15 protein-coding genes are annotated in these 13,861 nt (G+C 36.4%); 12 read left to right on the top strand and 3 right to left on the bottom strand.

What is annotated here, in order from left to right:
* Positions 1 to 217: 217 nt before the first annotated feature.
* On the top strand, positions 218 to 559 hold the full coding sequence (locus RAH34_RS08005) for a hypothetical protein (protein WP_114820146.1): 342 nt from the start codon (positions 218 to 220) through the stop codon (positions 557 to 559).
* A gap of 16 nt (positions 560 to 575) precedes the next feature.
* Here RAH34_RS08005 and RAH34_RS08000 read toward each other — a convergent pair whose 3' ends face one another.
* Positions 576 to 1,307, bottom strand: coding sequence for an MBL fold metallo-hydrolase (locus RAH34_RS08000; RefSeq protein WP_114820254.1), 732 nt, complete (start codon positions 1,305 to 1,307; stop codon positions 576 to 578).
* Between the two features lie 244 nt (positions 1,308 to 1,551).
* Here RAH34_RS08000 and RAH34_RS07995 point away from each other — a divergent pair, with 244 nt between their 5' ends.
* Positions 1,552 to 2,736: an MFS transporter gene (locus tag RAH34_RS07995; protein WP_306595775.1), complete on the top strand. Its 1,185-nt coding sequence runs from the start codon at positions 1,552 to 1,554 to the stop codon at positions 2,734 to 2,736.
* 81 nt (positions 2,737 to 2,817) lie between these two features.
* Here the strand turns inward: RAH34_RS07995 and RAH34_RS07990 are convergent, their stop codons facing one another.
* Positions 2,818 to 3,201 (bottom strand): helix-turn-helix domain-containing protein, encoded by a 384-nt coding sequence (locus tag RAH34_RS07990; RefSeq protein ID WP_306595774.1) that lies wholly within the window; start codon positions 3,199 to 3,201, stop codon positions 2,818 to 2,820.
* 159 nt (positions 3,202 to 3,360) lie between these two features.
* Here RAH34_RS07990 and RAH34_RS07985 point away from each other — a divergent pair, with 159 nt between their 5' ends.
* The 10 genes from RAH34_RS07985 to RAH34_RS07940 all read left to right on the top strand — a co-directional run bounded on the left by RAH34_RS07985 (position 3,361) and on the right by RAH34_RS07940 (position 12,338).
* Entirely contained in the window at positions 3,361 to 4,290 is a 930-nt protein-coding gene (locus tag RAH34_RS07985) for an alpha/beta hydrolase (RefSeq protein ID WP_306595773.1), read from the top strand.
* Positions 4,291 to 4,296: 6 nt separating this feature from the next.
* A complete protein-coding gene (locus tag RAH34_RS07980) occupies positions 4,297 to 5,463 on the top strand; it encodes an MFS transporter (RefSeq protein ID WP_306595772.1) in 1,167 nt (388 codons plus the stop codon).
* A 262-nt stretch (positions 5,464 to 5,725) separates the two neighbouring features.
* The gene (locus tag RAH34_RS07975; protein WP_306595771.1) at positions 5,726 to 6,427 is read left to right on the top strand and encodes a DsbA family oxidoreductase; all 702 of its coding nucleotides are present in this window, start codon (positions 5,726 to 5,728) and stop codon (positions 6,425 to 6,427) included.
* 102 nt (positions 6,428 to 6,529) lie between these two features.
* The gene (locus RAH34_RS07970; RefSeq protein WP_306595770.1) at positions 6,530 to 7,111 is read left to right on the top strand and encodes a nucleosidase; all 582 of its coding nucleotides are present in this window, start codon (positions 6,530 to 6,532) and stop codon (positions 7,109 to 7,111) included.
* A gap of 73 nt (positions 7,112 to 7,184) precedes the next feature.
* Entirely contained in the window at positions 7,185 to 7,979 is a 795-nt protein-coding gene (locus RAH34_RS07965; protein WP_306595769.1) for a helix-turn-helix domain-containing protein, read from the top strand.
* A gap of 69 nt (positions 7,980 to 8,048) precedes the next feature.
* Entirely contained in the window at positions 8,049 to 9,059 is a 1,011-nt protein-coding gene (locus RAH34_RS07960; protein ID WP_306595768.1) for a S41 family peptidase, read from the top strand.
* A gap of 9 nt (positions 9,060 to 9,068) precedes the next feature.
* A complete protein-coding gene (locus RAH34_RS07955; RefSeq protein ID WP_306595767.1) occupies positions 9,069 to 9,590 on the top strand; it encodes a GNAT family N-acetyltransferase in 522 nt (173 codons plus the stop codon).
* 77 nt (positions 9,591 to 9,667) lie between these two features.
* A complete protein-coding gene (locus RAH34_RS07950) occupies positions 9,668 to 10,249 on the top strand; it encodes a Crp/Fnr family transcriptional regulator (RefSeq protein ID WP_114820156.1) in 582 nt (193 codons plus the stop codon).
* A gap of 126 nt (positions 10,250 to 10,375) precedes the next feature.
* Positions 10,376 to 11,353: a 3-oxoacyl-ACP synthase III family protein gene (locus RAH34_RS07945; protein WP_306595766.1), complete on the top strand. Its 978-nt coding sequence runs from the start codon at positions 10,376 to 10,378 to the stop codon at positions 11,351 to 11,353.
* A gap of 172 nt (positions 11,354 to 11,525) precedes the next feature.
* Positions 11,526 to 12,338, top strand: a complete 813-nt coding sequence (locus RAH34_RS07940) for an alpha/beta hydrolase family protein (protein ID WP_306595765.1) — start codon at positions 11,526 to 11,528, stop codon at positions 12,336 to 12,338.
* Positions 12,339 to 12,628: 290 nt separating this feature from the next.
* On the opposite strand, the gene RAH34_RS07935 is transcribed toward RAH34_RS07940, so the two are convergent.
* Entirely contained in the window at positions 12,629 to 13,726 is a 1,098-nt protein-coding gene (locus tag RAH34_RS07935; RefSeq protein ID WP_306595764.1) for a taurine catabolism dioxygenase TauD, read from the bottom strand.
* Positions 13,727 to 13,861: the final 135 nt, after the last annotated feature.

Below are 13,861 nucleotides of genomic sequence, written 5' to 3'. Positions count from 1 at the left end.
TCAAATGTGTGATTTTTTAACAGAATTATTCAATTAAATCGAGTTATATACCATAATTTGTTACGTAATATTAACTAAAACTTGTAGAATTTTGAATACATAAAAATTATTTTGTTCCCGGTATTGATTCAGCAAAACACAAATTGAACAGTAAAAAAAAGACTTTGTACAGATACACAAAAGATGTGGTATCTGAAATAAGAGATGAAAAAGTATTATGAAAAATAGAAACCCTGAAACCAACTTAGAGGATTTAACCCAAAAGATTCTTGTACAAGACGAAATAATGGCATTAGCTAAGGCAAATTCTCCTCGTCTTTTGAATAAATTCAGATTGGTTTATCCTGATTTTTTTAAAAAGTTATCTGATATACAGCCTTCGCTTAAAAACTCTGAACTGATCTTTTGTATTTATCTTAAGCTCAATATGACTACCAAGGAAATAGCAACCTGTATTTTTGTGACTCCAAAAGCTATACAGAACAGGAAAAACAGGATCAGAAAAAAGCTGAATATCCCTTCTGAATTCGATATCTACAAATGGTTTAATGAAATTTAAACCATTTTTTCTGTATTTACACTTCCACTATGGCTTTATCCAAATCATGATATAAAAGAATTTTCCAGTTGTTCTCTCTCGCTTCTTTTTCCCATCTGAGCCTTAATTCCATAGCTTTCCTGCCATCGTAATCGCTTTTATAGGCTAAATGGTATTTTAAATAGGAAGCCTGCGGAAGATCATCAGCGCCGTAGAAAGCCGTTTCATCATTTTCTCTGATCCAGAACACCTGCATAAAAGGAGTGTGCCCACCTACCACTTCATAGGAAATTTCATCTGTGATCTGCCCCCGATCTTCATTCATCCAAATAATATTGGGGAGCTGAATCAACTTTTCCAGCATATCAAAATCAAAAGAAGGATTTCCTTTCTTTTCCATGGCAAAATCCAGTTCACGTTTCTGGATATAAATCTGAGCATTTGGAAAAGCAGCTTCGAAACCAGTTTCTGTAAGCTTTACAGCGCCTTCAATATGATCTTTATGGAGATGGGAGAGTAATAACTTGGTGATCTGTTCAGGACGAATATTTTCCTTTTTAAGAATTTCTGAAACCACCGTTGTTCCGGACTCATTTTTCCAGCCAATCCCGGCATCCAAAAGGATATAATCATTTTCCGTAATGATAAGAAACGGTTGAACAGACATTTTGATTCCTCCGATGGTATCAAAATTTTCTTCTGTTAAAAGGGTAAAGTCTTTGGTTTTGCTTGCCGAAAAATTACCTTCTTTAAGTGGAATGATTTTCATGCTGCAAATTTCCTCAATATTTCTAATATTCAAAAGGTTTTTCATCGATATATATGATCAATAAAAACAATCACAGCGTCAGAATGCTGAAATTATTCTACTTATCGCAGCATTACGAATCATTCATAAAGATGTAAAAGATAAGAGTGGAAATTTTCTTTTTTTAATGATTATCTTTGATCTCTTAAAAATCTGACGGTACCTTCCGTTGGGCAACTTTCAATTCAAAAAAACTTTATACGCAATGCAGGAGAATTCTTCCCATGGTATTTCCCGGACGGTCATCTGGCTTATGGCCGTTATTTCCGGGCTTGTAGTCGCCAACAATTATTATAATCAGCCTTTATTGGCACTCATCTCTGAAGAACTTCAGGTTTCTGAAAGTGCTGCGAGTAAAATTTCTGTCCTTACACAGATTGGCTATGCATTAGGATTGCTGCTGATTGTTCCTTTGGGAGATAAGTTTTTCCGCAAGAAATTAATTTTAATTGATTTGTGCCTGGTTTTCGGATCACTTTTATGGATGACTTTTGCCACTCAGTTGTGGATGCTGTATGCAGCCAGTTTACTGATTGGAGCTACATCAGTAATTCCGCAGTTGTTTGTCCCTATTGCCGCAGAGCTTTCATCTGATAAAGAAAAATCTTCTAACATAGGATTGGTCATGTCCGGATTATTACTGGGAATTCTTCTTTCCCGTTTTGTGGGTGGAATTGTAGGAGAAGTCTGGGGATGGAGAGCCATGTTTGGAATTGCAGCAGGACTGATGATCCTTGTCTGGCTTGCTGTCTATAAAATGCTTCCGGAGCTGTCTCCTAATTTTAAAGGAACTTATAGAGAGCTGATGCGTTCTGTAGCCCAACTTGCCAAAACACAGCCGATTCTTCAGCTGGCATCATTCCGTGGAGCAATGGCATTCGGATCGATGTGTGCTTTGTTTACCACATTGGTTTTTCATATGGAAAAACCACCTTTTAATGCAGGATCTTCTGTAGTGGGGAGCTTTGGGTTGGCAGGTGCCGTAGGAGCTTTAGCCGCTGCGAAAGTGGGAAAATTGCAAAAGTATCTGGATATTAACAGGATTATATTGTACTCTTTATTGATTGTGATTGGAAGCTGGGGCTTTACCTATTTTGCAGGAGAGACCTATTGGGGTTTGATTGTAGGAGTAATTTTCGTGGATCTGGGAGTACAGTCAAGTCACATTATGAACCAGACCAATTATTTTTTGATTAAATCCAATGCTGTCAACAGACTGAATACCGTATATATGGTATCTTACTTCATCGGAGGATCACTGGGAACCTGGCTGGCCTCTATTGCCTGGCAAAAGGCCCAATGGACCGGTGTGTGCTTTGTAGGAACAGTATTTGGCGTATTGGCTTTGATTGCCCATGTTCTGTTTTGTAAAAGAGTGAATAAAGCGTAGGGAGAAAAGTATTTTTGTTTTATACTTAACCTGTTTTGGGCTTCGGGGGATTTTATCTGCGATAAAATCCCCCGAAGTTTTTTATGATAATTCGTCTGCATTTTCCTGTGCCTGCATCAGTTCTCTGTGTTTACCGCCCCATTCATCAAGCTTTTTCCAAATGGGGATCAGTTCTCTGGCAATATCCGTAAGTTCATAGTCTACTCTTGGCGGAACTTCAGCATGGACCGTTCTTTTTACCAGGCTTTCTCTCTCCAGTTCTCTCAGCTGAAGAGTTAGCATTCTTTCCGTTATTCCTGAAATAGAGTTTCTGATTTCACTGAAACGTAGTTTTCCGTCCTTTAATTTATTTAAAATAATCAATTTCCATCGTCCGCCGATTTTACATACAGCATAGCTCAGATCACATCCCTGGATATATTGTCTGTTGATATTATTCGTTGAATTTTCTTTAATCTTACCCATTACTTACAAATTTGTTAGTACCATACATTTAGCTGTATACACTGCAAATGTAAGGTTTGAGATTTAATTTTGTCCATCAAAACAGAAAATAACTGCAATAGAAGAACGATAGCGCTCAAGTTCTCAGCAGAAACAACAATAATTTAAATTAAAAATATAATGCAATTAATACCTAAGATAACACAGATTTTAAATCATTTAGAAACCATACAACCTTTCAATCCTCAGGATTCTTTAGATGGTGCACGCAAATTTCTTGAAACCATGTCTCTTCAGCTTAGCGGGAAGAAAGAATCAGTAAACATGATTGAAGAGCTGGATATTCAACAGAATAATCATCAGATTCCGATCAGAATTTATCGTCCTAAGGGAAGAGAAATTCAACAGTCGTCAGCTATTATTTATATTCATGGCGGATGGTTTATTGCAGGTGGTTATGAAACCCATGATGCGGTTGTCCGTAAACTGGCGAATAAAACCGGATCAGTCGTTATTTTTATAGATTACCGTCTTGCTCCCGAACATCCTTTTCCTGCAGGCTTTAATGATTGTATTGATGGGGTAAAATGGGTATTTGAAAATGCAGAATCTTTAGGAATTGATCCTGATAAGCTTGGAATCATAGGTGACAGTGCCGGAGCAGCTTTATCAACGGCAGTTTCTATTCAGCTCGGAAAACAATTGAAATTTCAGGCCTTGATTTACCCTGCAGTAGACAATCAATTGAATTCAAAGACCTGGGAAACGTATGAAAACGGCCCGGTTCTTAATAAACAAGGGGGCATAGAAGCCTGGGCAGGGTATCTTCCGGAAGATGAGAAGGATAACCCTCTGGCGATTCCTGTTTTAATCAAAGATTTTAAAGAAACACCGCCCACTTTAATCATTCTGGCAGAACATGACCCTTTGCTGGATGATGGGAAACAGCTTTCTGAAAATATGAAAAATGCAGGAGTTGAGCTTAAAACAAGCCTCTACAAAGATATGGTTCACGGATTTATGCACATGGGAGAATTGTTGGAAGAAGTACAGTCAGCGGTAAATGAAATGGCTGATTTTGCCCATCAAAACTTAAAATCTGAGGAATAAAGGATTATGAAGAAATATGCATACATTGGTTGTCTCGGATTTATAGCGGTTATTACAACAGAATTTGGGGTCATCGGAATTCTCCCGCAAATTGCAGAACATTATAAAATCAGTATAGACAAAGCAGGATATCTCTTGAGTGCTTTTGCTTTAATCATTGCGCTTACAGGACCTTTTATGACCTTGCTTACCTCAGGTTTTGACCGTAAGAAGATAATGATTACTGCGATTTTCATGTTTCTGATTACAGGATTTGTATCGTCTTTTTCGCCTCCTTTCTGGCTGCTGATGCTGGTGAGAATTTTACCCGCATTCCTTCAGCCGGTGTATATCGCGACGGCACTATCTGTGGCGGTATCCAAGGCAGATGAACGGAAAAAGAATGAATTGATGGGAATCGTTTTTAATGGAGTAGCTATTGCCATGGTAACAACAGTACCTTTTGCCACCTGGATTGCCGGGCTTTGGACCTGGGAATATTCATTTATGATACAAACTGTGGTGAGTTTGATTGCTTTGGTAGTCATTTATTGTATGCTTCCTCCAATGCCTGTGAAAGAGAAAAAGTCTTATGGGAATCAGATCAGAATATTGAAACAGCCTCCATTTGTACTGAGTACGCTGACTAATTTTTTCATGATTACAGCATGGTTTTCTACGTACAGTTATTTTGCAGATTATCTGAACAAAGCCAAAGGAATGGACACATCAATGGTAAGCTATATGCTTCTGTTATTTGGAATTATCGGAGTATTTGCCAATGGAGTAGCCGGAAAAATGCTGAATAGAAATGTCGCAGGTACCACCGCTATTTTTCTTTCCGGAACTATTGTAGTGCCTGTTCTTCTCTATTTTTCTGACGGAAACTTATGGGCAACAATGGCAGTGATCGGAATCTGGGGATTTTTGTATTCACCAAGCTTTTTGAATGCATCCACTTATATGATCTCTTCAGCTCCGGAATCTCTGGAGTTTGCCAACAGCCTTGCTACATCTTTTGGAAATCTTGGAGTAACGGTGGGAACTACAATCGGAGGATGGGTAATCGTTACAAAAGGAGTAGAGTATATCCCATGGATAGGTGTTGTTTTTGGACTTCTTGCTTTTACAATGATGATTCTAAAGGGGGTCGTAGAGAAGCGTAGCCAGGTACTGTCCACCTGTCAGAATTAAACTGTAATAATTTTTGTTACATTAAATAAAATAGACTATCTTTGTACTATTAATTTGAAATTGGTTTAAGCTTTTATTTTTAAACCATTAAGATTTATAATTAAGCGTTTGAGAGTATTAAGATGAGCTTCGTTTTAAGCTTAAAAATCAGAATAATTCATCTTAACTATGCTTTATCTCTTAAATCCTTCTTAATGGTTTTAATAGATATTGAATATTTTTTTATAAGTTTAAACAGTTTCTTGATGTAAAATTAAATACAATGAAAATAGAAATCTGGTCGGACGTGATGTGTCCGTTTTGTTATATCGGAAAAAATAATTTTGAACAGGCTTTGAATAAACTTCCTTTTAAAGATGAAGTAGAAGTAGAGTGGAAGAGTTTTCAATTGGACCCAAGCTTAGATCCGAAGGAAACTCAGGATACCCTGCAATATTTCAGAGAAAAGAAAGGATTCCCTGAAGCTCAGGCTACCCAAATGCTTGGACAGGTAACCCAAATGGGAAAAGGAGCGGGAATTGACTTTAATTTTGGCAAAACTTTGATCACCAATACCTTCAGTGCCCATAAATTGCTTCATTTAGCTAAAAAGCATAACAAATCCAATGAAATGGAAGAAGCATTATTTATTGCCCATTTTATTGACGGTAAGAATGTGGGAGATACAGAAGTTCTCGTTGCTCTGGCCGAAAGCTTAGGAATTGATAAAGAAGAAGCAAGACAGGCCGTTACAACAGATCAACTTGATGATGAAGTCAACCAGGATATTCAGGAGGCGAGAAACAATGGGATTTCCGGAGTTCCTTTCTTCGTTTTGAATGGTAAATATGCTGTTTCCGGAGCGCAGCCTGCAGAAGTATTTGAAAATGCACTCCAGCAGACGTACAAAGAAACGATGAGCCCGTTTAAGGATCTTTCCGGTGAAAACGGAGCTTCTTGTGATGCAGACGGATGCAGCATCTAAGATATGAGAACCCCAAAATAGTTTTATTTTGGGGTTTTTAATTGAATAGAGTCTCGTATCTTTGTCATACAGTGTCAACAGCTGTATAAATCTGATTTCTCAATGATAAAAATTAACAACGAAACGCATTATTCAATTGACGATACTCTTTTTGTTTTCGCATTAGATTCTGAAGCAGGAACTGTTTTCGACGATAAAAATAAATTAATTACCGGCATCGGAAAAGTAAATGCCGCGATTGAATTAACCAAAGAAATTCATACGAGAAAACCCAAACTGATCGTGAATTTAGGTTCTGCGGGTAGTAAAGGATTTCACAAAGGTGAAGTGGTATGCTGTACAAAATTCATCCAGAGAGATATGGATGTAAGAGGATTAGGATTTCAATTGTATGAAACACCACTATCCGGAGTACCTCCAGTGCTGGAATACGGTCTTAAAATGGAAACCCTCAAAGAAGGAATTTGCGGAAGCGGCGACAGTTTTGAAATGAACCACTCTGAAACCGATTATAATATTGTAGATATGGAAGCCTATCCACTCGCATTGATTGCTCAACAGGAAAATATCCCTTTTCTATGCCTGAAATACATCTCCGATGATGCGGGAAGTGATGCTGCAGACGACTGGAGCGTACAGGTGCATCTGGCTTCTGAAGCCTTCAAAAAAATATTATTTTCATAAACAAATATAAATCCTGAACAAAGTTTCAGGATTTTGTTTTCTATTTGTATTTTTACTTTCAACTCACCACTCCATGAAAGTTACTTTTTATCAACCGATGCATTCTGTTTTGAAAGATTATATTGAAGGATATTATTTTATAGAAAAAGATGACAGTCAGAAAACGATAAAATATCTTACATTTCCAGACAATTATTTTATTGTATCAGCATGTCAGGATGTTGCTATGACGCAGGATAAAGGATGGGTAGAAATCACCAGATCTTCTTCTGAGAATATTGTGGTTGATTTTGTATTCAGATGCTCTGTTCCTACTGAAATTTTTTACCGTCAATCGGTAAATGAAATTACAGTCTACTTTAAACCATTAGGGATTTATCATTTTTTTACCGCCCACAAAAGTCAGGATCTGGAGCAGGAAATCCATCTTTCAGACTTTATAGACATTATGAATACTGTTTTGAAAGAGTCGGACAGGACAATACAGATTGAAATTCTGGAAAATTACTGGCTATCAAAATTCCGAAAGAGAGACCTACCGTTGGCTTATACCCTGTTGGAAGATTTTGAAACCGAAATGAGCATTGAAGCAATTGCGGCAAAAAATAATATTACACGGCAATATGTAAACAAAATTTGCCAGCGGTATCTGGCTAAACCAGCGTCAGAATTCAGAAAAATCCAACGGTTTCGTAATGTATTGATATCCAATAAAAAATCCAGGAATCTTACAGAGCTGTCCTATGAAAACCTATTTTATGATCAGTCTCATCTTATTAAAAATTTTAAAGAACTCACCAGAATAAGCCCGGGAAAATTCTTTGAGAATGTAGATACCAGACAAAATAATATCTGGTTATTTATCTGAGTTTCCATTTTTACAATTTACACAGATTTCATTGAAATACATTTGTTGAAATATTAAATTCTTATTTCAATGAAAAAAATAGGTATCGGGCTTTTCCTTGCCACTTCCTTGTTCTCGTATGCCCAGAGAAATGATACTTCAGAGGTCCTTATTGATATTACCGAAAAAGTTAAAAGTCATTATATTGATAAAGAAACTTATAAAAAAGTAGACTCTCTGTTTCAGAGTGAAATGAAAAAAGGAACTTTTAATGAACTCAATAAAAAAGATTTCGCGGCTCTTCTGACCCAAAAGTTGAGAACAACGATTAAAGATGAACATTTTTTCGTGAAATATATTGAAAACTATACCTCAGAAAAACAGCTGAGTGAAAAAGAAAAAGAAAAATTAAACAATGAACATAACCGTCTTGAAAATTTTGGATTTGAAACAGTACAGCGGCTTCCGGGTAACATCGGATACATTAATTATAAAGGCTTTGCCTCTCCTGAAGCCAGTGAAAAAACATTGGCTGCCACTATGAATTTTGTTGCCAACACCCATTCCCTGATTATTGATCTCAGAGAAAACGGCGGAGGAGAAAACGGGATGCTCCTTTTATTTTTAAGCTATTTTTTTGATCAGAAAAAAGATCTTTATACCACTTATTTCAGACATAATCAGAAAACGGTTGTAGACAGTACTCAACCCAAAGTTCTCGGACAGAAATATCTTCATAAAAAGATTTATATTCTTACCAGTAAAAAAACTTTTTCGGCTGGAGAAGCTGTAGCCTATTTTTTGCAGCAATATAAACTTGCCGAAGTAATTGGTGAAAAAACAGGGGGTGCCGCTAATCCTGTAGATCATTTTATGGTTCAAAATCAATATTTACTGCTTGTTCCAGCAGGAAAAATAACCGCTTTAAGTACTCAAAAGAACTGGGAACATATAGGAGTGATCCCCGATCAGGAAGTGAACAGCGAAGATGCTTTAAAGACGGCTCACATCAAAATTTTAAAAAATATAATAACATCAGAAACAAAAACAGAACTAACCTTACCCGAAATAAGAAATCTTATTTATAAATTAGAACAATAAATACCTATTATGTCATCGATCATTATCAATACATCCAGCGAAAAAGACCTCGAAATACTTCAAAATATTGGTATACAAACCTTCACTGAAACGTTTGCAGAAGATAATACTGAAGAGGCTATGAAAAAGTATCTGGAAGAGAGTTTCAATACTGAAAAGATAAAATCTGAGCTCAATAATCCTGATTCATTTTTCTATATTGCCTGGGAAGAAGACAATCCGGTTGGTTACCTGAAAGTCAATGCCGGAAAAGCACAGACAGAACTTCAGGATGATACCAGTCTGGAAATTGAAAGAATCTATGTAAAGAAAAGTCATCATGGAAAAAAAGTAGGGCAGCTTCTTTATAATCAAGCTCTGGAAACTGCTAAGCAGCTTGGTAAATCATACTTATGGCTTGGAGTTTGGGAAAGAAACCTGAGAGCTTTACAATTTTACAAAAAGAATGGATTCGTTGAGTTTGATAAGCATATTTTCAGACTGGGGGAAGAAGAACAGACGGATCTGATGATGAAAAAAATACTGGATTAAACCTTTTTAACCACAGATGGCACAAATTTTCACAGATGATTATGTAATACAATTCTTTATACCTTCTACATACTATAATGAACCATTCAGAATTTATAAAGCAGATTAATCAGTATTATCCTTTATCCGAAGAAACAATTAAAGATTTACTGGATATCTGTACAGAAGAGTACTACCGCAAAAATGATCTTCTGCTGGAATCCGGTTCTATGGCCAGATATTATTACTTTCTGCGGTCGGGACTGATAGGGTATTATACCGTTGATGATGACGGAAATAATATCTATAAAATCTTCTTTGAAGAAAACAGTTTTGTAGCTTCCACAGCAGCCATTATTAAAAATGAGCCGAGTGATTTCAATATCATAGCACTGGAAGACTGCTCAGTGATACAATACCCTGCCAAAGCCTACCGTGAATTACTTGAAAAGCATCATGACCTGGCTCTTTTTCACCTCTGTTACCTGGAAAAAAACTGGGTAGTGAAAAAAGAACCATTGGAAGTCTCCCTGAAATACGAAACTGCAAAAAAGCGATATTTACAGTTATTGGAAACCCCGTCTTTATATAACAGACTGAAACAGCATCACATTGCTTCTTATCTTGGAATAACACCTACACAATTAAGCCGGATCAAAAAGGAAATAAATACTGATTAAATTTTTCAAATACTTTTAAGCATCAGCTATTAAATGATTTATTTCATGTTACTGGGATATATATTAATATTATGTTAACTTTGTAGTATATCACAAATAAGAGATATAAATAAATAAACCCAAATCATGAAACTACACCACACGTATTTCTATCATCCTGAGTTGGTAGAAAATAATGATGCTGTTATTGAGCGCTTTGAACTCCAGGAAATTTCAATGCAAAAAATCCAGAATGCTTTAGGCAGGGAAGACCGTTTTATTGTTCCGGAGAATTCTTTTGAAACTTCACTTTCCATGGGAATAGAAGCGGCAAGAGGAGTTCTTCATGAAAGTAATTTTTCTATTCTCGATATCGATATTATTATTTTTGTGAGCAGCTCTCCCGAGCATCATATTCCTTGTGATGCTATCCATATCCATCATGCATTGGAGGGAAAACCTGATACTATATGTTATGATATTAACGCCAACTGTATTGGAGGGTTTATCGCACTGGATCAGGTATCAAAATACTTAAAAGAAGCCGGCACAGGAACAAATGCTTTAGTCGTTTGTGCTGAAAAATTTTCAACGATATTAGATCCTGATAATCCTACGACAGCTTTTGGTTTTTCAGATTCTGCTTTTGCCTTCATTGTAGAAAATGATGGGGATTCTGCCTCAGGATTAATAGATGTATTGTATTATACAGACAGCAGCTTTTGCAATACCGTACTGTATCCGCCTAAAGGAAGGTCGGAGCATCGTCATGGTGATCCGGCAACATGGGACCGTATTTTTGACGGAATGGGAAGTGTTAATTTTGCGGTGGATAATATCAGACCGTTTTTAAAACGGAACCATATCAGCTTGGAACAGATTGATTTGTTTTTATTTTCACAGTTTTCGATAAAGAATATCAATATGATCCGGGATTACTTTCAGCTGCCGGAGGAAAAAATTCCTTTTTATTCTAGAGAACTGGGATATACCGGAGCTTCCAGTCCATTTTTAGCTTTAGATAAATATCAAAAAGAAGTAAAGCGTTTGAAAAAAGGGGATTATATTCTCATATGGACGCTTGGAACAGGTTATCAGGCAGGGTTAATGCTTTGGAGATATTAATTATTGACTAATCTAATCATCTCAAAAACAAGATAAATTGACAAAAGCTTCAACATATGTTGAGGCTTTTTCTCTTTTTCTGACGCAATTTTGTGCTGTCATAAAATCATTGGTACACTATATGTTTTACAATAAGAAACCTGTGATCATCATTAATTAAACATTTTTCAACATGAAGAAGCTTATCAACATTGTATTTGTACTGACGGCATGTATTCAGTTATCAGCGCAAAAAATCATTCATCAGGAAATTTTCAGTCCGAAAATGAATAAGAAGATCAAAACAGTGATCATTACCCCAAATATTCAACCCAATACCACCTATCCATCTGTTTATATCCTTCATGGTTTCAGTGGAAATCCGGACAGAATTATTAAGCAGGACATTCCGGATCTGGTAAAAAAAGCGCAGGAACTGAAAACAATCTATGTGCTTCCGGATGGGAATTACAGTTCATGGTATGTAGACAGTCCAATCGTTAAAGACTCTCAATATCAAACCTTTATCGGAAAAGAACTGGTTGAATTTATCGATAAAAATTATCCAGTGAAAGCAGAGAAAAAATTCCGCGGTATTTTGGGATGGAGTATGGGAGGTTACGGAGCCACCAATATCGGAGTTACTTATAATAAGACATTTGGTATCGTGGGCAGTTCTTGTGGAGCATTGGATTTTAACTCTTTCGGAGAAGGCTATCAGAAATACATGGTGAATAAAGTGCTGGGACCATTGGAATCTATCAATCCTAATTTCCTTACCGAGAGCAAAATAAAACTGATGGCCGGAGCAAATCAGCAATATATTTTCGACTGTGGTACAGATGATACCCAAATGATCAATATGAACCGTAATTTCCATAAAAAACTCACAGAAATGAAGATTCAGCATCTCTACATTGAATCTTTGGGAGGACATGTTACTGAATATTGGAGCAGATCATTATCGGAGCAATTGTCTTTATTTGACAGGTTTTTTAAACAATGAACCCTTTTTTAAGTTTCGGCTAAAGCCATTTTGAATTTATATTTAATTATTAAACGGGCTAAAGCCCGCTCCTATTGAATATTGATTAGTTTTTATATCAATAGAAGCGGGCTTTAGCCCGCTTAGTTTTGTTGTTCGTGTAATATTGGCTTTAGCCGAAACTTAATACCCCTATATCCCTGTCAAGGTTTAAAACCTTGACAAGGATTAACCAGAAAAAATCCTTTTTGAGCCATGCCCAAAAAGGATTTCAATTGATTGATGTTCAAAAATGCTAACAAAACTGCATTTTAAAAATGTTGAAAGTTTTTACCTAAATGTTCCTCTATCACAAAGAACGGATCTTCTGTAAGGGTGTGTGCTCTCATATCAATAAGGCTCACTTTACTCATCATACGAAGCATAATTCTTCTCTCACACGGATGTTCTATTCCGTCAATATTTCTTACTCCCGCACGGAAAGCTGATCTTCCATGAGCACATAAATGATTATTAACCAGAATAACATCTCCTGCCTGAGGTGTGAATCCTGAATAAATCAAATGTCTGGCTTCTTCCCAGAACTCATGCAGTGTACTTTGGGCTTCTTCTGATTGTCTTATACTGGAATTGAAAAGTTGTTCTGCAGCATCAAACCTCATAAACGGAAGGCTGTAATTCCCATACAATACAGAATCTAATGTCTCTTCTTCATTTTCTCCTGTTTCCAGATTGGCATCTTTCGGAATTTTATAAATAGGCTCAAAAAGAGGTCTGTAATTGTCCCCGATAGACTCATGAGAACGGATAGAATAAAGGGTAGAAGGAACCTGTTCCTCATTTCTGATATACATAAAGCTTAAAAAGTCAGCCTGATGTTTCAGGAAAGCATCTTCAGTGTGCACATATAAATCGGTTGAAGATCCTGATCCTGTCTGTGTTTCTTTCATTTTTTCGTCAGGAATAATGGCATGGATCAATCCGCCACCCTTACGTTGTGAATAATATTGTACAGGTTTTGAAGGAAGTGCCCCATGGATAAGTGCACATGCAAAACCATATAAATTAAATTTTGAATAATCTGCCGCCTGCCAATTGGGAGGGGTAGAGCCTATATCCTCCTGATCGATATCCATTAATCCTGTAAAGATCAGGGCACCATACTGATTTTTTGAAAAGTCACTTGCAAAATCAGCCGCTATATTTAAAATTCTCTCCGGTAAGAAATAAGACGCCAGCTGATGGACATGCTTTATAAAATCACGGTTTTCATAATTGTCATACTTTTTCTGAAGATGCAATGCCGCATCTTTTATCATTCTTCTTTCCTGAGAGGTGACTTCTATGACCGTAGGAAGCAGTTTTACCGCTGTTAAACAGTCTTTATCTAAAATTTCTGTAGAATTCATTAAAAAAAATTTGGTGTTAAGTAATAATTTTTATCTTTGTTTTTAATTATTCTAAATAACAATAGCTGATTCAAATTTAGTAATAATTACGTAATCACCAAATAAAATATAATAAAAAATGAAAAATTTAAAAAC

Origin of the sequence: Chryseobacterium sp. WLY505, assembly GCF_030846215.1 — a bacterium.
Lineage (GTDB): Bacteria > Bacteroidota > Bacteroidia > Flavobacteriales > Weeksellaceae > Chryseobacterium.
The sequence above is the reverse complement of the archived record's forward strand: the minus strand, read 5'-3'. Positions and strand labels throughout refer to the sequence as shown.

What these genes read in the sequence shown, in the direction of transcription:
- RAH34_RS08005 (WP_114820146.1), top strand. Translation starts at nt 218, where the DNA reads ATGAAAAATAGAAACCCTGAAACCAACTTAGAGGATTTAACCCAAAAG.
- RAH34_RS08000 (WP_114820254.1), bottom strand. Translation starts at nt 1,307, where the DNA reads ATGAAAATCATTCCACTTAAAGAAGGTAATTTTTCGGCAAGCAAAACC.
- RAH34_RS07995 (WP_306595775.1), top strand. Translation starts at nt 1,552, where the DNA reads ATGCAGGAGAATTCTTCCCATGGTATTTCCCGGACGGTCATCTGGCTT.
- RAH34_RS07990 (WP_306595774.1), bottom strand. Translation starts at nt 3,201, where the DNA reads ATGGGTAAGATTAAAGAAAATTCAACGAATAATATCAACAGACAATAT.
- RAH34_RS07985 (WP_306595773.1), top strand. Translation starts at nt 3,361, where the DNA reads ATGCAATTAATACCTAAGATAACACAGATTTTAAATCATTTAGAAACC.
- RAH34_RS07980 (WP_306595772.1), top strand. Translation starts at nt 4,297, where the DNA reads ATGAAGAAATATGCATACATTGGTTGTCTCGGATTTATAGCGGTTATT.
- RAH34_RS07975 (WP_306595771.1), top strand. Translation starts at nt 5,726, where the DNA reads ATGAAAATAGAAATCTGGTCGGACGTGATGTGTCCGTTTTGTTATATC.
- RAH34_RS07970 (WP_306595770.1), top strand. Translation starts at nt 6,530, where the DNA reads ATGATAAAAATTAACAACGAAACGCATTATTCAATTGACGATACTCTT.
- RAH34_RS07965 (WP_306595769.1), top strand. Translation starts at nt 7,185, where the DNA reads ATGAAAGTTACTTTTTATCAACCGATGCATTCTGTTTTGAAAGATTAT.
- RAH34_RS07960 (WP_306595768.1), top strand. Translation starts at nt 8,049, where the DNA reads ATGAAAAAAATAGGTATCGGGCTTTTCCTTGCCACTTCCTTGTTCTCG.
- RAH34_RS07955 (WP_306595767.1), top strand. Translation starts at nt 9,069, where the DNA reads ATGTCATCGATCATTATCAATACATCCAGCGAAAAAGACCTCGAAATA.
- RAH34_RS07950 (WP_114820156.1), top strand. Translation starts at nt 9,668, where the DNA reads ATGAACCATTCAGAATTTATAAAGCAGATTAATCAGTATTATCCTTTA.
- RAH34_RS07945 (WP_306595766.1), top strand. Translation starts at nt 10,376, where the DNA reads ATGAAACTACACCACACGTATTTCTATCATCCTGAGTTGGTAGAAAAT.
- RAH34_RS07940 (WP_306595765.1), top strand. Translation starts at nt 11,526, where the DNA reads ATGAAGAAGCTTATCAACATTGTATTTGTACTGACGGCATGTATTCAG.
- RAH34_RS07935 (WP_306595764.1), bottom strand. Translation starts at nt 13,726, where the DNA reads ATGAATTCTACAGAAATTTTAGATAAAGACTGTTTAACAGCGGTAAAA.